The 17650-nt window shown below is 49.4% G+C and carries 19 protein-coding genes; 4 read left to right on the top strand and 15 right to left on the bottom strand.

Annotated features, from left to right (window positions below; genetic code table 11):
- Positions 1-146: 146 nt before the first annotated feature.
- Positions 147-614 carry a thioredoxin-dependent thiol peroxidase gene (bcp, locus tag M0415_RS07080; RefSeq protein WP_249554722.1) on the bottom strand — a complete coding sequence of 156 codons (468 nt, stop codon included), beginning with the start codon at positions 612-614 and terminating at the stop codon, positions 147-149.
- 3 nt (positions 615-617) lie between these two features.
- Positions 618-1169 (bottom strand): glycine cleavage system transcriptional repressor, encoded by a 552-nt coding sequence (locus M0415_RS07075; protein WP_011716686.1) that lies wholly within the window; start codon positions 1167-1169, stop codon positions 618-620.
- A 172-nt stretch (positions 1170-1341) separates the two neighbouring features.
- On the opposite strand from M0415_RS07075, the gene dapA reads away from it, so the two are divergent.
- From dapA to M0415_RS07055, 4 genes are all read left to right on the top strand, one after another.
- Positions 1342-2226: a 4-hydroxy-tetrahydrodipicolinate synthase gene (gene dapA, locus M0415_RS07070; protein ID WP_248968089.1), complete on the top strand. Its 885-nt coding sequence runs from the start codon at positions 1342-1344 to the stop codon at positions 2224-2226.
- A 3-nt stretch (positions 2227-2229) separates the two neighbouring features.
- Positions 2230-3327: an NlpB/DapX family lipoprotein gene (bamC, locus tag M0415_RS07065; RefSeq protein WP_249554727.1), complete on the top strand. Its 1098-nt coding sequence runs from the start codon at positions 2230-2232 to the stop codon at positions 3325-3327.
- Positions 3328-3699: 372 nt separating this feature from the next.
- The gene (locus M0415_RS07060; protein ID WP_011623099.1) at positions 3700-4782 is read left to right on the top strand and encodes an efflux RND transporter periplasmic adaptor subunit; all 1083 of its coding nucleotides are present in this window, start codon (positions 3700-3702) and stop codon (positions 4780-4782) included.
- Positions 4779-7874: an efflux RND transporter permease subunit gene (locus tag M0415_RS07055; RefSeq protein ID WP_249554729.1), complete on the top strand. Its 3096-nt coding sequence runs from the start codon at positions 4779-4781 to the stop codon at positions 7872-7874. Before M0415_RS07060 ends, M0415_RS07055 begins: the two co-directional genes overlap by 4 nt.
- Before the next feature lie 68 nt (positions 7875-7942).
- On the opposite strand, the gene M0415_RS07050 is transcribed toward M0415_RS07055, so the two are convergent.
- The 13 genes from M0415_RS07050 to M0415_RS06990 all read right to left on the bottom strand — a co-directional run bounded on the left by M0415_RS07050 (position 7943) and on the right by M0415_RS06990 (position 17623).
- Positions 7943-8185 (bottom strand): GNAT family N-acetyltransferase, encoded by a 243-nt coding sequence (locus M0415_RS07050; protein WP_249554731.1) that lies wholly within the window; start codon positions 8183-8185, stop codon positions 7943-7945.
- A 94-nt stretch (positions 8186-8279) separates the two neighbouring features.
- Positions 8280-8639: a hypothetical protein gene (locus M0415_RS07045; protein ID WP_249554733.1), complete on the bottom strand. Its 360-nt coding sequence runs from the start codon at positions 8637-8639 to the stop codon at positions 8280-8282.
- Positions 8639-9265 carry an FMN-binding negative transcriptional regulator gene (locus tag M0415_RS07040; RefSeq protein ID WP_249554735.1) on the bottom strand — a complete coding sequence of 209 codons (627 nt, stop codon included), beginning with the start codon at positions 9263-9265 and terminating at the stop codon, positions 8639-8641. The genes M0415_RS07045 and M0415_RS07040 overlap by 1 nt, the downstream gene beginning before the upstream one ends.
- A gap of 130 nt (positions 9266-9395) precedes the next feature.
- The gene (locus M0415_RS07035) at positions 9396-10151 is read right to left on the bottom strand and encodes a sulfite exporter TauE/SafE family protein (protein WP_249554737.1); all 756 of its coding nucleotides are present in this window, start codon (positions 10149-10151) and stop codon (positions 9396-9398) included.
- Between the two features lie 179 nt (positions 10152-10330).
- Complete coding sequence (locus M0415_RS07030; RefSeq protein WP_249554739.1) at positions 10331-10642, bottom strand: cytoplasmic protein; 312 nt, start codon at positions 10640-10642, stop codon at positions 10331-10333.
- A gap of 31 nt (positions 10643-10673) precedes the next feature.
- Positions 10674-11276 (bottom strand): DJ-1/PfpI family protein, encoded by a 603-nt coding sequence (locus M0415_RS07025; protein ID WP_249554741.1) that lies wholly within the window; start codon positions 11274-11276, stop codon positions 10674-10676.
- A gap of 107 nt (positions 11277-11383) precedes the next feature.
- Entirely contained in the window at positions 11384-11572 is a 189-nt protein-coding gene (locus M0415_RS07020; protein ID WP_249554743.1) for a hypothetical protein, read from the bottom strand.
- A 165-nt stretch (positions 11573-11737) separates the two neighbouring features.
- Entirely contained in the window at positions 11738-12055 is a 318-nt protein-coding gene (locus M0415_RS07015; protein WP_088211396.1) for a hypothetical protein, read from the bottom strand.
- Positions 12056-12238: 183 nt separating this feature from the next.
- On the bottom strand, positions 12239-12895 hold the full coding sequence (locus M0415_RS07010; RefSeq protein ID WP_011071998.1) for a 3-oxoacid CoA-transferase subunit B: 657 nt from the start codon (positions 12893-12895) through the stop codon (positions 12239-12241).
- A 122-nt stretch (positions 12896-13017) separates the two neighbouring features.
- On the bottom strand, positions 13018-13722 hold the full coding sequence (locus M0415_RS07005) for a CoA transferase subunit A (protein WP_011623088.1): 705 nt from the start codon (positions 13720-13722) through the stop codon (positions 13018-13020).
- A 68-nt stretch (positions 13723-13790) separates the two neighbouring features.
- Positions 13791-14738, bottom strand: coding sequence for a hydroxymethylglutaryl-CoA lyase (locus M0415_RS07000; RefSeq protein WP_224020693.1), 948 nt, complete (start codon positions 14736-14738; stop codon positions 13791-13793).
- Positions 14739-16778, bottom strand: a complete 2040-nt coding sequence (locus M0415_RS06995; RefSeq protein ID WP_249554746.1) for an acetyl/propionyl/methylcrotonyl-CoA carboxylase subunit alpha — start codon at positions 16776-16778, stop codon at positions 14739-14741.
- Positions 16778-17623, bottom strand: coding sequence for an enoyl-CoA hydratase-related protein (locus tag M0415_RS06990; protein WP_249554748.1), 846 nt, complete (start codon positions 17621-17623; stop codon positions 16778-16780). Before M0415_RS06990 ends, M0415_RS06995 begins: the two co-directional genes overlap by 1 nt.
- Positions 17624-17650: the final 27 nt, after the last annotated feature.

Genomic DNA, 17650 nt, shown 5'->3' with positions numbered 1-17650 from the left:
TTCCACAAATTAGGTCGGTTTTTAGACGCAAGCTGAAAATTTTTCATGAAAAAAGGCCCTGATAAAGGGCCTTTTTGCGTTCAACTGCTAATTTTTTGTGCGCTGTGTTGAGCCGCGAGACATTAATGCGGCACTAAAGTGCGCAATTAACCAGCAATTTGCGTCAGCACAACTTGGTGATGATCGCTGGTTTTAAACTTATCGAACACATGGGCAATGGTGCCGTCGGTGTTGATGAGGAAGCTCAATCTATGGATACCGTCGTAGATTTTGCCCATAAATTTCTTCTCGCCCCACACGCCAAAGGCATCGGCGACGCTGTGGTCTTCATCGCTGAGCAGGGTAAAGTTAAGCGACTGTTTTTCTGCAAACTTAGCTAATTTAGCCACGGGATCAGGGCTAATACCAAGCACGGTCACTTTGTGGCTGTCGAGTTCGGCTTTGCTGTCACGTAGACCACAGGCTTGCACTGTGCAGCCAGGGGTTGAAGCCTTAGGGTAAAAGTAGACTAAAACTGGGCCGCGCGTTAAGCATTCTTGTAGGGAAACAGCATTACCCTGTTGATCTTGAAGGGTAAATAGCGGCGCTTTCGCGCCAGCGGTTAATGTGTTCATCAATTATCCTCTATCGCTTCTTGAGGTGGTGCCTTCCATGCGTCTAATGGTGCAATCCAGTGCCATTTCTTCAGAGAGTTGATAGATACTCTTTTCGAGCTTTTCTAGTTCAACTTTTTCAGGAATATTGATGGTCAACGAAATCGTCTGGGTTTGCTCACCGTTGTCGAGTTCTTCAGAGAAAGAGCGTACTGCGGCTAAGTCTAAGGAACGGTCGGCGAGGAACTGGGTGATAAGCTTCATGGTGCCGCGCTGATCCTTACCGGTAAAGCGCACTTCAAGGCGTGAAAGGTAGTTTTGCGGCGTATGTTTAGAGGTGCGCTTCATTACTGTCATCAGTTCTAATTCAACACTGAGACTCGGGAGCAGGCTTTCAATTTTCGTTATGGATGCCCACGAACCTGACAACATCATGATTAAGGTAAATTCGTTACCAAATAATGCCATACGGCTGTCGACGATATCACAGTCACAGTCGCTGGCAAGTCGAGCTAGTTTACTTACGAGTCCAGGACGGTCTACGCCCATTGCGGTTACGACCAGGAAATTGGTCATGAATTGTCCTCACTTTTTCGATATCATAGAGCGAAAACTCGAGACTGAGTGCCGAGTTTTTGTGCGGGATGTAATGCTACCATAACTAATTCAATTTGAGAGCCCCGTTAGTGCTTGTCATTAATGGTTGGCATCAGTACCATAGCGAATCCTGAAATTTTGGGGAAGTCAGATGATAAACGGAAGCATCGTAGCCTTAATCACGCCAATGAACAGTGATGGCTCAGTAGATTTTGCAAGTCTTGAAAGGTTAGTCGAATTCCATATTGACCAAGGCACAGACGCCATCGTCGCCGTGGGCACTACCGGCGAGTCAGCGACTCTGCCAATGAATGAGCACGTTACTGTGGTCGCGCAAACGGTTAAGTTTGCCGCAGGCCGTATTCCTGTGATTGGTGGCAATGGCGCGAATGCGACATCTGAAGCTATCGAACTCACCAAGTCTTTATCTAAAGTAGGGGTTGCCGCCATGTTAGGCGTGACACCTTACTACAACAAACCCACGCCAAAGGGCTTAGTCGCGCACTACACTGCTGTGGCGGCGAGCACGGATATTCCGCAAATTCTCTATAACGTACCAGGACGCACCGCCGTCGACATGAAGCCCGAAACCGTGGCCGAATTGGTCGCTGTGAGCAATATTATTGGCGTTAAAGAAGCCACGGGCGATGTATCTCGCGTTAAGCGTTTACGTGAGCTTTGTGGTAATGACTTTATGTTGTACAGCGGCGATGATGCAACGGCGAGAGAGTTTTTACTCCTTGGCGGTAATGGCGTGATTTCGGTTGCCAACAACATAGTGCCAAAAGCATTTAAAGCCATGTGTGATGCAGCACTTGCGGGCAATGCCGAATTAGCGGCGAGCATCGATGAGCCGCTGCGTGGTCTGTATAGCACACTGTTCTGTGAAGCGAACCCCATCCCTGTGAAGTGGGCCGCTCACCGTATGGGACTGATTGAGTGTGGCCATATTCGTTTACCTTTGACTGAACTTTCTGAGCAATGTCATGGTCTGTTGTTAGATGCAATGACTCGCGCCCAGATAGAGGTTAAATAATTAATGTTAAAGAAAGTCACCCCACTGTTCCTAGTTGCTGCCGTTGCAGCTTGTAGCTCGCCATTAGAGCGTCGCCAAGCAAACGGCGGTGAAGACTATGTGCAGGCCGAGCAAGCGCCAATGCTAAAGATCCCCGAGGGATTAAAAGCACCGCCATACAATAAAGAATTTGAAGTGCCTAACTTAGGGCCAAAGGCGAATTCCGCGCTGGTTGGTAAAAACCTCGATATCCGTCCTCCACTGCAAGTCCTGCCAATGGCAGAAGGTACGCACGTGGAAGAGGGCAGCGATAACATTAAGATCGTGGTTGAATCGATTGATAACAGCGTCGATCTTAAGCAAGAAATCTTCACTAACTTAGATGGTTTCTTTGCTAAGCAAGGCATCAACATTCGCAACCGCGATTTCGATAAAGGCAGTATCGAAACCGATTGGATTGAAAACACGGAAGTGCTGGAATCGAGCCTCTGGGGCTCTGATAAAGAGTACCTGCTGCGTCAACGCTATCGCTTCGACGTAGAAACGCGTCCGCACGGCCGTACCGCTAACATCGTTATCCACTTGGTTGAACACCAAGAGTTTTACGACGGTAAAGAGCAAGATGTCCTGTTAAGCAGTGAAGATAAACAGCGTTACACCATCGACATGCTGAACAGCTCTATCGCTTATATGAGTGTGAAGCGTGAGCAAGCGATTCAAGCGAACCGTTTGAAGCAGACCTTAGGGATCAATGTGGATTTAGTGACGCCTGAAGAAGGTGCTGCTTACTGGTCCGCGAAAGCGCCATACAAGCAAGTGTGGGATCGCCTACGTATCGTGCTGCCAGAAATGGGCTTTGAAATTGCCGATATGGACAGCGCCAAGGGGCTTTACTTCATTAAGTTTACCGACAACTCTGGTTTCTGGAGTTCGTTGTGGAACGACAAGCAATTGGCCTTGAAGGAAGGCAGTTACCGCATACTGCTTGAAGACGGCGATAGCTCAGAGGAAACCAAAATCCTGCTGCGCGACGGTGAAGATCAACCACTGTCGAATGACGTCGTGACCAATGTGTATCAGTCACTGTCGAACCTGATGAAAGAAGAACGCAAACTGCGTTAATCCTACCACAGTCAACAAAAGGGCGATTTAATCGCCCTTTTTTGTGCCTGCCATTTGAGCGCCGCTATGCTCACCCTGTGCGTTAACTATACAGAATGATGTTTCAGAATATTTCTGGCGTATATCAATATTTAAAGCATGGTTTTAGATAAAGTGTTTTCAATTTTGACTTTTATTGAAGTAATTCGCTAAAAGTGCCAATTATCCTACTGTATTCTTAATCCTGCTTATCCTTTCTGACTCGAATTGCCATTTATTACATATTTTATGCAGTTGGCGTAATTTGTAAGAAAAAGTAAAACGTATTGATGCAATGATGCGAGTGGGTAAACTAGCCGTCACTAATGCGAGTCATCATCATTTGGAAGCCAGATGAAAAAAATCATAATTATCATCGCTATTTTGGCTGCGGGCTGGTTTGGATACCAAAGTATGCAACCCCAAGCACCGCAGAAAGCTAACGTTAAGCTCACCCCTAATGTGGTCATCGCGACTGCCGCTATGGCGCCCGTGCGTGACGAAGTTGAAGCCATAGGCACCAACAAGGCCTATGAGTCTGTCACTATCACGCCTAAAGTCACCGATGTGGTCACCTCACTCAAATTTGATGATGGCGATATCGTCAAAAAGGGCGACTTATTGGTGCAATTGCAAAATGCCGAGCAGATAGCCAAAGTAAAAGTGGCGCAGGTGAAGGTGAGTGATAATCAACGCGAGTTAGCGCGGATCAGCTCTCTGGTGACCAGCCGCACTGTGGCGGAGTTAGAGCGTGACCGCCTGCAAACCTTAATCGATACCACCCGCGCCGAGTTAGAGCAGGCACAATCATCCCTCAATGATCGCAGCATAGTGGCGCCCTTTAATGGTCGTTTAGGCCTGCGCCAAGTGAGTGTGGGTAGCCTCGTGACTCCGGGTACTGAGATCACCACACTCGATGATATCTCTAAGATTAAATTAGACTTTTCGGTGCCTGAGCGTTTTATTCAAGACCTGCAGCCCGGTAAACAAGTCGAAGCCAAAGCCGTGGCGTTCCCCGATGAAATCTTTAAAGGCAAAGTGATTTCTATCGATAGCCGTGTTAATCCAACCACTCGCGCTGTGATTGTACGCGCCGAAATCCCAAATCCTGATTTACGTTTACTGCCCGGCATGTTGATGAAGGTGAAACTGATCAAGCGCAGCCGCGAAGCTTTGATGCTGCCTGAGTCGGCGATTATCCCGATCCAAAAAGAGCACTTTGTTTACAGCGTTAATAAAGACAATGTGATTGAGCGTAAGCAAGTCACCATTGGTATTCGTACCCGCGGTTGGGTCGAAATCCTCGGTGGTTTAGAGATTGGTGAAAACGTGGTGATCCGCGGGCTACTTAAAGTGCACCCAGGCGATGTGGTTAAAACCGAATTGGCTGAGAAGTTTAGCTATCTTTCCGATGCTAATGCGGAGCCAAGTGTATGATCCTGACAGATCTTTCCGTTAAACGACCGGTATTTGCCTCGGTTATTAGCTTATTGCTGGTGGCCTTTGGTTTAGTGGCATTCGATAAGTTACCGCTGCGGGAATACCCTAACATCGACCCGCCGATTGTCTCAATTGAAACCAACTATCGCGGCGCCAGTGCCGCTGTGGTCGAGAGCCGCATTACCCAGCTGATTGAAGATAGGATCAGCGGCGTCGAAGGTATTCGCCATGTGAGTTCATCGAGCAGCGATGGTCGCTCGCAGGTGACCTTAGAGTTCGATATCAGCCGCAACATTGAAGATGCGGCCAACGATGTGCGCGATAGAATTTCAGGCCTGTTAGATAACTTACCCGAAGAAGCCGATCCCCCAGAGGTACAAAAGGCCAACGGTGGCGATGAAGTAATTATGTGGCTCAACTTAGTGTCGGATCAAATGACCACATTAGAGCTGACCGATTACACCCGTCGTTATTTATCCGACCGTCTGTCCGTGGTGGACGGGGTGTCGATGATCCGTATCGGTGGTGGCAAAGTTTACGCCATGCGCGTGTGGCTCGACAGACAAGCCCTTGCATCCCGAAGCCTTACTGTGGCCGATGTTGAAGCCGCGTTAAGGGCTGAAAACGTTGAGTTGCCCGCAGGTTCGCTCGAGTCCAAGGAGCGTCACTTTACCGTGCGTTTAGAGCGTAGTTATCGCACCGCCGAGGATTTTGCCAATTTGGTGATTTCCCAAGGTGAAGACGGCTATTTAGTCAAACTTGGCGATGTGGCTAAGGTGGAAATAGGCTCGGAAGAAGAGCGCATCATGTTCCGCGGCAACAAGGAGGCCATGATTGGTCTTGGGGTGTCGAAACAGTCGACCGCCAACACCTTAGAAGTGGCCCGCGCCGTTAACGCCTTAGTCGATAAAATCAATCCAACCTTACCCGCTGGCATGTCGATTAAACGTAGCTACGACAGCTCAGTGTTTATCGAAGCCTCGATTAAAGAGGTGTACCAAACCCTGTTCACCGCCATGGTGCTGGTGATCATCGTGATTTATCTGTTCCTTGGCAGCGTGCGCGCCATGTTAATCCCCGCGATTACCGTGCCCGTGTCTTTGCTCGGGACGTTTATCGTGCTCTATGCGCTAGGATACACAATCAACCTGTTGACGTTGCTTGCGATGATCCTCGCTATCGGTATGGTGGTCGACGATGCGATTGTGATGCTGGAAAACATTCACCGCCGTATCGAAGAAGGGGATTCTCCCTTAAAGGCGGCATTTTTGGGCGCCCGTGAAATGGCCTTTGCGGTTATCGCCACCACCTTAGTGCTTGTGGCGGTATTTATGCCGATCACTTTCCTCGAAGGGGACCTAGGTAAGCTCTTTAAAGAGTTTGCGGTGGCCATGAGCGCGGCGGTGATCTTCTCCAGTATCGTGGCCTTAACCTTAAGCCCGATGATGTGTTCTAAGCTGCTTAAACCTGCGTCGCAGGATTCGTGGTTAGTACGTAAGGTCGATAGCATTATGACGGGCATTTCTCGCGGCTATCAAAGCTCGCTTGAGAAGGCGATGGCAAGACCTGTGCTTATGTCGGTATTAGTCTTGATTGCGCTCGGGAGCAGTGTGCTGCTCGCCCAAAAAGTGCCGCAGGAATTTGCGCCGCAGGAGGACCGGGGTTCGTTATTTTTGATGGTGAACGGGCCGCAGGGTGCGAGTTACGAATATATCGAATCCTACATGAACGAAGTGGAAAATCGGTTAATGCCGTTGGTGGACTCGGGCGACATTAAACGCTTGCTGATCCGTGCGCCCCGTGGCTTTGGCCGCGCCGCCGACTTCTCTAACGGTATGGCGATTATCGTGCTCGAAGATTGGGGACAACGTCGCCCGATGAAAGAAGTGATAGGCGATATTAACAAGCGCCTCGCGGATTTAGCCGGTGTGCAAGCTTTCCCTGTGATGCGTCAAGCATTTGGCCGTGGCGTGGGTAAACCTGTGCAGTTTGTGATTGGTGGCCCAAGCTATGAAGAGTTGGCCCGCTGGCGCGACATTATGATGGAAAAGGCGGCGGAAAATCCTAAATTGCTTGGCCTTGACCACGACTATAAAGAAACCAAACCGCAGCTTAGAGTCGTGATCGACAGGGACAGGGCGGCCAGCCTTGGGGTATCGATTTCCAATATCGGTCGCACCTTGGAATCGATGCTGGGTTCGCGTTTAGTCACCACCTTTATGCGTGATGGCGAAGAGTATGATGTGATTGTGGAAGGGGAGCGCAGTAACCAAAATACTGCGGCCGATCTGCAAAATATCTATGTTCGCTCCGAACGGACCAAGGAGCTGATCCCGCTATCAAACTTAGTCACGGTTGAAGAGTTTGCCGATGCCAGCTCCCTTAACCGTTACAACCGTATGCGGGCGATTACCATTGAGGCCAGCTTGGCGGATGGTTATAGCCTAGGTGAAGCACTGGATTACCTGAATCAAGTGGCGCGTGCTTATTTGCCTGCGGAAGCGGTGATCAGCTACAAGGGACAATCCCTTGATTATCAAGAATCTGGCAGCTCAATGTACTTTGTGTTCCTGCTGGCGCTGGGGATTGTGTTCCTAGTATTAGCGGCGCAGTTCGAAAGCTATATTCACCCTATGGTGATCATGCTGACAGTACCGCTGGCCACGGTTGGCGCTTTGATAGGGCTTTGGTTTACGGGCCAGAGTCTCAATATCTACAGCCAAATTGGGATTATTATGCTGGTCGGTTTGGCGGCGAAAAACGGTATTCTTATCGTCGAATTTGCCAACCAGTTACGGGATAAGGGCGTCGATTTTGACCGCGCCATTATTCAAGCCTCTTGCCAGCGTTTACGCCCGATCCTGATGACGGGGATTACCACTGCCGCGGGCGCCGTACCTCTGGTATTAGCCGCAGGTGCGGGGGCGGAAACCCGTTTCGTGATTGGTGTAGTGGTGCTTTCGGGCATTATGCTGGCGACCTTGTTCACTATCTTTGTGATCCCAACCGCCTACGGCCTCTTTGCCCGTAACAGCGGTTCGCCAGAAGCCATTGCCCAACAATTAGATAAGGAGTTGGCGCAGGATTAATCCCTCGCTAACGGTTAGCCAAAATAGGCGCTTAAGTACACTTAAGCGCCTATTTTATTGGGGCGAAATCACTTTGGGTTAACGTCAGCAGCTTGGATATAGCGAAAGGAGGTTTTCTCAAAGCCAATGGACTCATAGTAGGCTTGGGTATGCTCGCGGCGCATAGACGTAGTGACCTCAAGCTGGCGACAACCCCGCTCACTTGCTCTGCCTTTGGCAAAGTCAATCAGTTGCGTCCCTACGCCTAAACCTCGACTCGCTTCAGCCACCACTAAGGCGGCAGATTTGCTGCTGCGAGGGAAAATAATCAAAAATATTAGGGCGTGTTGACGTTTCGAGATTAAATTTTGTTCGTTCTGGCAAGCTCGTGCTCGCGAAACGAGGAATGAAGTGTAGTTATTCTACTCAAATGACGAGTGACAAAGAGCAAGGGCTTGCCAGACGAACCCTACGGGCAGCGTTTGGCAGACGTTTCTGCTGCGTTATCGTCCGTTTATGTAGAATAACTACATAGCACGGACTTTGCCTTGCATAAACGTCAGCCAAATAGCTGCAAAATAACCCTGAAACGCCAACACGCCCTATACTTATCAACCCAACCACGGCTCCCTCAGACTCGGCGAGATAGATTTCATCGGATCTTTTAGGATCATCGAGATACTGCTGTAACTGCGCCTCGGTGGCACTATAACCCAGCTGCAACAGTAAGTTAGCCATGGCGTTAAGGTCGGCTATTTCTGCTTGTCTAATCGAAATGGCGGCCATCATGCTTCCTTGTTCTGCCCAGTCCCAAGATTTCTGTTAAGCATGTATTCTGCTAAAGCGCGACTTTCGGCTGAAACGCTTTGGGTCAAGGCGTGATAGACACCCATTTGGTCTTCTCGCTTTCTGTGTTGTCCTAATTTTTCCTTCGCTTGAATCGAATCGACAATCACGCGAAAACCAACAATCGCCTGCGAGAGTTTGTCAACATACTCAGCAGGCATTACTGCGGCATTTCCCGATAGGCTCGGTTCATATTTTTCGATTAATTTGTCTATGGCTTTGGCGGTCGCGCTAGCCTCTAAGAGCTCGACTCTGCCAGTGCAGTGAACTGCTGCATAGTTCCAAGTCGGTACCGCAGGACCATTAGCGTACCAAGTGGGTGAAATATAGGAATGCGGCCCAGAGAACACCACTAGTGCTTGCTGGCCATCTAGCTGCTGCCAATGCCCTTTGGCTTTTGCTATATGACCATAGAGATACTCTTGCCCATCTTCGGCTGCTTCGTAAAGTAGAGGTAAGTGGGTCGCTTCTAAGGTGGGGGAGATTAGTAATCCAAAACCAAAATGGTTAATTAAGTCGGCTATCGCCTGCTTATCGTGAAGTGCCATATTTTTAGGGATATACATGTCAAGCCTTGTCATATTAGGAGTATTGGGTTGATAGAAAGTTTTTCTTACTTCCCATCCATTTGATCTTAACTGCTTAATTTCGCTTACTGATGGTCTTAAAAGCGCTCTTTCTAGCGTGGAGATGTCATTAACGCATAAAAAATCCCACGCTCATGGCGAAACCGACCAGCACTATAAAACCTCGCAACAGCGATTGGGGAATGAGATAAGCCAGCGCGGCGCCAAGATAGCCGCCAATAATCGCCATAATGGCAAGCAGTAACAGATATTGCCCGTCAATCAGATTACCTAGGGCGTAAATCATCACGGCAATGGTGGTGAGTAGGGCGGAGAGTAAATTTTTAAGCCCGTTCATCCCATGTAATTGGGTCTGGCCGAGTAACCCAAAGGTGGCGAGTAAAATAATCCCTAATCCCCCGTTAAAATAACCGCCGTAAATACAGACGATGAAGAGAATCATCATTGCCGTCAGTGGCTTGACGGTATTCACTCGGGGGAGGTTGGCATTCGCTAAACGTTTTTTCAGTAACCAAGGTCCAGCGATAAAGGCGAGTGTGGCCAGCAAAATCAACCAAGGGACAAGATAAGCAAATACTTGCTCGCTGGTGCATAGCAGTATCGCCGCGCCTAGGCATCCGCCAGCTATCGCAATCAGGCACAGGGTTTTTAGGTTAAGATTTGCTGGATATTCAATCTCTTTTCGAAAACGCCAGGCACTGGCAAGGTAACCGGGGAGCAGGGCCGCTGTGCCCGTAGCGTTGGCCATCAGTGGCGGCACGCCCACAAACACAAGGGCAAATAAGGTGATAAAGCTGCCGCCGCCTGCCACCGCATTTAGCATGCCGCCGAGTAAACCTGCGAGGGCGATCAGTAACCAATCCATAGTGAATGCTCCGCTTGCATTGACGTGTTGAAGTCGAACGTCAATTGCTTATAAAAACATCACCTTAACAGTAAGTCAGTTAGATGAAAAGCCATCAATATTGCTAAGTAGCGGCAGATTGATGGCTTTGTTATGGGGTCTGAATCGGGTTTAGCTAGAAAGCCTTGGCATTGATGCCTTTATTCAGCGTGAAACAGCCCTGACTCAAAAATCACCGCAGCAATTGCCAAATGTTGATCGCTAAATACCTCTTCTCCCCAACAATGTTGCCCACGCTCTTGATAGTACACATGGTAGCTGGCATTCGATGGTGTAGCGACGCAGTACCAACCATCAAACGTCTGCTTGCTAAAGTTGACCCAATACTGTGCATCCGCCTGTTTAATCTGCTGAAGTAGCGCCTCATCTTGCGCCAATAGCGCCGCAAGTTCGGCTGCGCTGGTGATTTTGCGTTCGGTTTTTAACTGATTAAGGAGTACTTTGAGTGTCATTATTGAAGTCCTTTTATCTTGAGGCACTATGTTAGCGAATGGCTGAGGCAATAGACGACTCGATTAAAGCGTCAAACACATCGGCTTGGCCTGCGGGGAGCAGTTGCCGATGAATTTCGCGGCGCTTTGCACTGTCGAACAAGCGCTCCGCAACCCAACCCGTTAAATAGAGTGAGGACAGACAACCTCCTGCAGTGGCAATATTGCCATTGACCACCAGAGCAGAGTCTTCTACATCGACGCCCATGGCTACCAATGCGGGTTTGGCATCGGGGTGAGTCGTTGCCGAGATATTGTCGAGTAAGCCTAACTTGGCAAAGAAGAATGATCCTGCGCAGATACTGCCAAGTAATTGCCGCGAGGGATCTAATTTAAGGGCCGACATAAACTCTGGATCCGCAAGTGCGGCAGGTACGCCTTTGTAGCCACTGCTGAATAATACCACGTCAGCATCGGCGACTTCGGAGACATGACCATGGGTTTCTACCGTCATACCCAAACTCGACTTGTGGCTAGGTTTGGTGCCTAGCACTTTGACTGTCCAATCGGTTGCTGTGCGGCCGAGAATATCGCGCATTAAAAAGAAATCGATATCGGTAAATTCATCGAATATCACAATCGCAATCTGGTACATCCTTTGTCCTCTCGTTTGCATTGGGATGACTTAAGGCTTGAATAGGCTCAACCTTAAGTCTGGGGTTATCAAAATGGGGTTATTGGAATACATGGTTAATCAACATCTTAACCAGCACTTAACGATGGGAGTCGCTTGGCAAAAATAGCATGGGCATTAAGATCTTGGCTTTGCATTCTGGTTAATGTCTTTCTTAACACTTCATCGGCCGCATCTTCAATCCGCTGGAACCCTGTCGTTGCAGCATGATCACGCATATATTTGCGGCTGCGCTTATTGAGGAATTTAGCTAACAACTTGAGCGTCCTTACTATTTGGGCTGCGGCGAGTTTACCGTAACTGTGCTTAAGATCGCTAATTTGGGTGCTAAAGAGTTAAAACATCTTTTGGTAACAATGATTCAGCACCTGTAGGCGAGTAAATCGATTGCTTTCAGTTAATAGGTTTTAAAATGATGGACCTTAAACAACATTTAGCCCTTGATAAGTTGGATAAAAATAAAGAAACCATAATATTGGGATGGATATGACGGTTAGCTGTTTTATTAGGGGGCGAGTGTTGTACCAATACTTATATAAAAAGAACGCGTAGGGGATCTGAAAAAATAGGGAATAAAACCACATGCCAGCCGCTAATATTATGCCTTCGTGGGCATTTGGCGAGGTACCAATTAAATAGATGCCAATACCATATAAGCCGATGATTGCTTCAACCCACAGTATTGCGCCCAGTGAAAGTACAACGCTTTCGTCATAAGTGAATCTAATAGGAAATTTCACTAAGCATTCTCCCTTCTTTAGCTGTGTTAACAATGTGATAGCTGCTTAGTTTTTGCTAATGATTAGCAATGGATAATTTAGTTGGGTAATTCACTAGATAGCTAGGCTTATATGGAGGTCTAAGCCTAGCATTTAGCTGATGTATATTGTGTGAGTTTATTAACTTACCGTGTTAAACAATGCTTAAAACACCATCTCTGGTACATGGTCTGGCACGATTAACTTACCAGCGGTTTTGCTAACAATTTCTTCAACGCTGACACCGGGGGCGCGCTCTAACAGATGGAAGGCGCCATCTTTAATTTCGATAAAGGCTAAATCGGTAACAACACGTTTGATACAGCCGTAACCTGTGAGGGGCAATTCGCACACGGGTAACAGCTTAGAGTTACCGTACTTATCGGCGTGCATCATAGTCACGATAATATTTTCCGCACCCGCGACTAAATCCATTGCGCCGCCCATGCCCTTGATAAGCTTGCCTGGGATCATCCATGAGGCGATGGAACCATTAACATCGACCTCAAAGGCGCCGAGTACGGTTAAGTCCACATGGCCGCCACGGATCATGGCAAAGCTTTCGGCTGAGGAGAAAAACGAGGCACCTTTTACCGCGGTAACGGTTTGTTTGCCTGCGTTGATTAAATCCGGATCTATGGTTTCTTCCGTCGGAAACTCACCCATGCCGAGCAGGCCGTTTTCCGATTGCAGCATCACTTCCATACCTTCGGGAATATAGTTAGCCACGAGCGTGGGAATGCCAATACCGAGGTTGACGTAATAGCCGTCTTGTAATTCTTTGGCAACGCGCTGTGCCAGTTGTTCTCTTGATAATGCCATGATCTTTATCCTTCCTTTACCTAGAGTCGCTATGGGCCTCAATTTTATGGGCTTTTACTATGGGCTCTAGTTTGAGCTAAGACTCTGTCGCTTTAGCTTGCGTTGTTAATCGTTCGCTTTTCTTATTTCGCCGCTTTTACCGTGCGCTGCTCGATACGTTTCTCGAACTTGCCTTGGATGACGCGATCAACATAAATGCCGGGAGTATGGATATGATCAGGATCGAGCTCGCCCGGCTCAACAATAAACTCGGCTTCCACAACCGTGATTTTACCCGCAGTCGCCATCATAGGGTTAAAGTTAGCGGCGGTTTTGCGGAACACTAAGTTACCCATAGTATCGGCCTTCCAGGCGCGAACGAGGGCAAAATCGGCGGTCAGTGATTCTTCTAACACATAGTGACGGCCTTTGATTTCACGGGTTTCTTTGCCTTCCGCCACGGGGGTACCGTAGCCTGTGGCGGTAAAAAATGCCGGAATACCGGCACCGCCCGCGCGGATTTTTTCCGCCAGCGTGCCCTGTGGCGTTAAAATCACATTCAGTTCGCCCGAGAGCATTTGCTGTTCGAAGGTGGCGTTCTCACCTACGTAGGAGGCGATCATGGTCGAAATCTGGCGGTGTTTTAACAATAAGCCCAGACCGAAATCATCCACACCAGCGTTGTTTGAAATGGCGGTTAAGCCCTTAACGCCCATCTTAACCATTTGATTGATTAAGCCTTCAGGAATACCGCACAGGCCAAAACCGCCAACCATAATGGTCATATCATCGGATAAACCTGCTAACGCTTCTTCATAGCTGCTGACGACTTTATTGAGTCCTGCCATTTTGATGTCCTTTTACTGTTATTCAGTCCCCAAGGCGCTAGGTATGTTTAGCGCCTCGACGCTTGAGTCTAGGCTTTAGCGCCCTGCAAGATTGCATTGGCGACTTTAGAGCCATTAAGACGATTTAATTGTTTGCTGATCCCAAAACCCGCTAATGCCAGTTTTTCTAAATCGATACCCGTCTTCAAACCGAGTCCGTGGAGCATATAGACCAAGTCTTCACTCGCCAGATTGCCCGACGCGCCTTTTGCATACGGACAACCACCTAGGCCCGCCACAGAGGCATCAAAGCTGCGCACACCTAAGTCGAGGCAGGCGGTAATATTGGCTAATGCTTGGCCATAGGTGTCGTGGAAGTGCAGGGCGAGCTTTTCTACCGGGACTCGCTCCATCACGGCTTGCAGCATTTTACGGGCTTTTAACGGCGTGCCTACACCGATAGTGTCGCCGAGCGAAATTTCGTAACAGCCCATTTTGTAAAGGATTTCAGACACTCTTGCCACTTCGCTCGCCGCGATCTCCCCTTCATAGGGGCAACCTAAAACGCAGGACACATAGCCACGCACTGGGATGTTGGCGGCTTTTGCCATGTCCATCAACGGGATAAAGCGTTCAATCGACTCTTCAATCGAACAGTTGATATTGCGTTGACTAAAGCTTTGTGACGCCGCACCAAAGATAGCGACTTCGGAAGCTTTTGCATCCAGCGCCAGCTCTAAGCCTTTGACATTGGGGGTGAGGGCGCTGTAAACCACGCCCGCTTGACGGCGAATTTGGCGCAATACGTCACCGCTATCGGCCATTTGTGGCACCCATTTGGGTGACACAAAGCTGCCAGCTTCAATTCGCTTCACGCCCGCATCGGCGAGGGATTCAATCAAGGCGACTTTGGCCTGTGTTGGGACGGCGGCTTCATTCTGCAAGCCGTCACGGGGCCCCATCTCGAATAAGCTAACCCTATCCGAGCTGGCGCTTACCGAGGTCGAGCTTAAGTTCGTAAGATCCAGCGCAGACATTTAGGCTTCCTCGCTCTGGGCTTTGGGCTCAACATGGAGCAGCACGGCGCCATCGCTCACTAACTCGCCCGCCTTGAAGTAGAACTCGGTAACAATACCGTCGAAGGGCGCTTCGATGGTGTATTCCATCTTCATCGCTTCCATCACCAGTAGCCCTTGTCCCGCCTTCACCTCTGCACCGACTTCCACTAAGTGGGTGACGACTGTGCCGTTCATCGGGGCCTTGAGCTTATCTTCATTGCTGGACTCGGCCTCAACCACTTGGGTTTTAACCGCCCTGAAGTGATAACTGCCTGAGGGTAAAAACAGCGTAAAATCATCGCCCTGAGCGCTGACGGGCACTTTACTCTTATGGCCGTTGATTTCGGCTAACAGTAAATCCTGCTTAAGCTCACCACTCAGGGACTTGCTCACTTGGCCGTCGGCTGTGGCTTGGGATAACTGGTAGTGATCGCCAAAGTCTAATAACACCAATTGTTGTAACTCGTGGGCATCGTCGAGCAGGGCAATAGTATGCTGGCTAACGCTGTTGAGTCTAAAGCCACTGACTTGGCCCCAAGGCGAGTAAGGATCGGCGCTATTAATTGCCTGTGCCTTGGCGGCTTCTTTACGGGCAAGTACTTGATACAGCGCGGCAAAAGCGATAGCTGTATCGGTTTCGCTCGAAGCACTGCCAATCAGCGCATCGCCGTAACGGTTGATAAAGTCGGTGCTAAAAACCGCCTTAGCGAAGGCAGGATGCTCGGCAATATTCGCCAAAAATTCAATATTGTGCTTAAGCCCGCTGATTTGGTAGGACTCGAGGGCATGCACTAGGCGTTGCAGCGCACGTGGACGCGACTCATCCCACACGATGAGCTTGGCTATCATGGGATCGTAAAAGTTACTGATCACATCGTTTTCACGGATGCCGGAATCGATACGCACGTATTTGCTTTGCTCGGGCTCGCGCAGGAAGTTGAGCTTACCGCTGGCGGGTAAAAACTCATTTTGCGGATCTTCGGCGTAAATACGCACTTCAAAGGCGTGTCCATGGATACGCACTTCGTCCTGTTTGAGCGGTAACGGCTGACCACTGGCGACCATTAACTGCCATTTGACTAAGTCTTGGCCCGTCACCATTTCGGTCACCGGATGCTCTACCTGCAGACGAGTATTCATCTCCATAAAGTAGAAGCTATTGTCGGTATCTAACAGGAATTCAACGGTTCCCGCGCCGACATAATCGATGGCCTTGGCGGCCGCTACGGCGGCTTCACCCATTTGGGCGCGAAGCTCATCGCTTAAACCGGGTGCTGGCGCTTCTTCGACCACTTTTTGATGGCGGCGCTGAATCGAGCAGTCGCGATCCGATAGGTAAATTGCATTGCCAAAGGTATCGGCAAACACTTGCACTTCGACATGGCGAGGCTGGCGTAAATAACGCTCCATCAATAACTTATCGTTACCGAAGGAGGAGGCCGCTTCACGGCGCGCCGAGTTGATGGCGTCCATGATTTCGCCTTCATGCTCAACGATACGCATGCCTTTGCCACCGCCACCGTAGGCGGCTTTAATCAGCATGGGGAAGCCGATTTTTAAGGCTTCGGCCTTGAGTGTCGCGTCGGTTTGATCGTCGCCATGGTAACCTGGCACTAAAGGCACTTGGGCCGCCGTCATAATGGCTTTGGCCGCGCTCTTGCTACCCATGGCATCGATGGCATTACTGCCAGGGCCAACAAATACGATTCCGGCCGCCTCACACTTGCGGGCAAAGTCGGCGTTTTCCGATAAGAAGCCATAGCCAGGATGAATGGCTTGTGCTTGGGCTTTTTTGGCGATTTCAATAATCAAGTCGCCCTTGAGGTAAGAATCCGCCGGAGCGCTGCCACCTAAGTAAAACGATTCGTCGGCCATGGCAACATGGCGCGCGTTTTTATCGGCATCGGAATATAAGGCTACGGTGCGAACGCCCATGGCCTGCGCGGTTTTGATAATGCGGCAGGCAATTTCACCACGGTTAGCAATTAAAAGCTTAGTGAACATGCTGTTAGTCAACATCAAATAACTCCTTGAGTATCTGTTGGCGTGTGCCAGTTCGGCTGACGTTTCTCAAAAAAGGCGTTTAAACCTTCTTGGCCTTCATCAGATACCCGAATGCGGGCGATGCGCTCGCTGGTGTAATCAATCGTATCTTGGTCTATCACGCCATCTTCTAGGCGGGCGAGTAGGGTCTTTACCCATGCCATTCCCTGCGGACTGTTGGCGAGCAGCGCGGTGATAATTGGTTGTGCTGCGGCCGCTAAATCATCGTTTATCTCATGGATAACATTGAGTTTGAGCGCCGTTTGCGCATCAAAACGCTCCGCTGTGAGCATATAGCGGCGTGAGGCGCGATTGCCCATGGCGCGGGCAACGTAGGGGCTAATCACCGCAGGGATCAGTCCTAGTTTGACTTCGCTTAAGCAGAAACTGGCACGCTCGGTGGCGATGGCTATATCACTGGCGCAGATTAACCCAAGCGCGCCGCCAAAGGCTGCACCTTGGACTAAGGCGATAGTGGGTTTTGGAAAGGTATCTAAATCCTGCATCAGCTTAGCCAGCGCCTTGGCGTCATTCAGATTTTGCTCAAAATCCATCTTGGCTTGTTTGCGCATCCAATTTAAGTCGGCGCCTGCGCTGAAGTTTTTGCCATTGGCTTTTAATACCAACAGTTTGCAGTCTTTGTGCTCGGCAAAATAACCTAGGACGGCGATCATTTCGCTGATCATCACCTCATCGAAGGCGTTGTGCACTTCTGCGCGGTTAAGGATTAACTCGCCCACGCCGTTATTCAGCGCATAGCTGACGTGCTGCAAATTAGCTAAGGATTGAGTGCTAGTGTTCTGGTGTTGTGTGTCAGTCATTATTATTCCCTCTATGAGTGATACGTA

The organism is Shewanella sp. 10B, from assembly GCF_023475885.1.
In the GTDB taxonomy this organism is placed as follows: Bacteria; Pseudomonadota; Gammaproteobacteria; order Enterobacterales; family Shewanellaceae; genus Shewanella; species Shewanella mangrovisoli.
The sequence above is the reverse complement of the archived record's forward strand: the minus strand, read 5'-3'. Positions and strand labels throughout refer to the sequence as shown.

What these genes read in the sequence shown, in the direction of transcription:
- bcp (WP_249554722.1), bottom strand. Translation starts at nt 614, where the DNA reads ATGAACACATTAACCGCTGGCGCGAAAGCGCCGCTATTTACCCTTCAA.
- M0415_RS07075 (WP_011716686.1), bottom strand. Translation starts at nt 1,169, where the DNA reads ATGACCAATTTCCTGGTCGTAACCGCAATGGGCGTAGACCGTCCTGGA.
- dapA (WP_248968089.1), top strand. Translation starts at nt 1,342, where the DNA reads ATGATAAACGGAAGCATCGTAGCCTTAATCACGCCAATGAACAGTGAT.
- bamC (WP_249554727.1), top strand. Translation starts at nt 2,230, where the DNA reads ATGTTAAAGAAAGTCACCCCACTGTTCCTAGTTGCTGCCGTTGCAGCT.
- M0415_RS07060 (WP_011623099.1), top strand. Translation starts at nt 3,700, where the DNA reads ATGAAAAAAATCATAATTATCATCGCTATTTTGGCTGCGGGCTGGTTT.
- M0415_RS07055 (WP_249554729.1), top strand. Translation starts at nt 4,779, where the DNA reads ATGATCCTGACAGATCTTTCCGTTAAACGACCGGTATTTGCCTCGGTT.
- M0415_RS07045 (WP_249554733.1), bottom strand. Translation starts at nt 8,639, where the DNA reads ATGGCCGCCATTTCGATTAGACAAGCAGAAATAGCCGACCTTAACGCC.
- M0415_RS07040 (WP_249554735.1), bottom strand. Translation starts at nt 9,265, where the DNA reads ATGTATATCCCTAAAAATATGGCACTTCACGATAAGCAGGCGATAGCC.
- M0415_RS07035 (WP_249554737.1), bottom strand. Translation starts at nt 10,151, where the DNA reads ATGGATTGGTTACTGATCGCCCTCGCAGGTTTACTCGGCGGCATGCTA.
- M0415_RS07030 (WP_249554739.1), bottom strand. Translation starts at nt 10,642, where the DNA reads ATGACACTCAAAGTACTCCTTAATCAGTTAAAAACCGAACGCAAAATC.
- M0415_RS07025 (WP_249554741.1), bottom strand. Translation starts at nt 11,276, where the DNA reads ATGTACCAGATTGCGATTGTGATATTCGATGAATTTACCGATATCGAT.
- M0415_RS07010 (WP_011071998.1), bottom strand. Translation starts at nt 12,895, where the DNA reads ATGGCATTATCAAGAGAACAACTGGCACAGCGCGTTGCCAAAGAATTA.
- M0415_RS07005 (WP_011623088.1), bottom strand. Translation starts at nt 13,722, where the DNA reads ATGGCAGGACTCAATAAAGTCGTCAGCAGCTATGAAGAAGCGTTAGCA.
- M0415_RS07000 (WP_224020693.1), bottom strand. Translation starts at nt 14,738, where the DNA reads ATGTCTGCGCTGGATCTTACGAACTTAAGCTCGACCTCGGTAAGCGCC.
- M0415_RS06995 (WP_249554746.1), bottom strand. Translation starts at nt 16,778, where the DNA reads ATGTTGACTAACAGCATGTTCACTAAGCTTTTAATTGCTAACCGTGGT.
- M0415_RS06990 (WP_249554748.1), bottom strand. Translation starts at nt 17,623, where the DNA reads ATGACTGACACACAACACCAGAACACTAGCACTCAATCCTTAGCTAAT.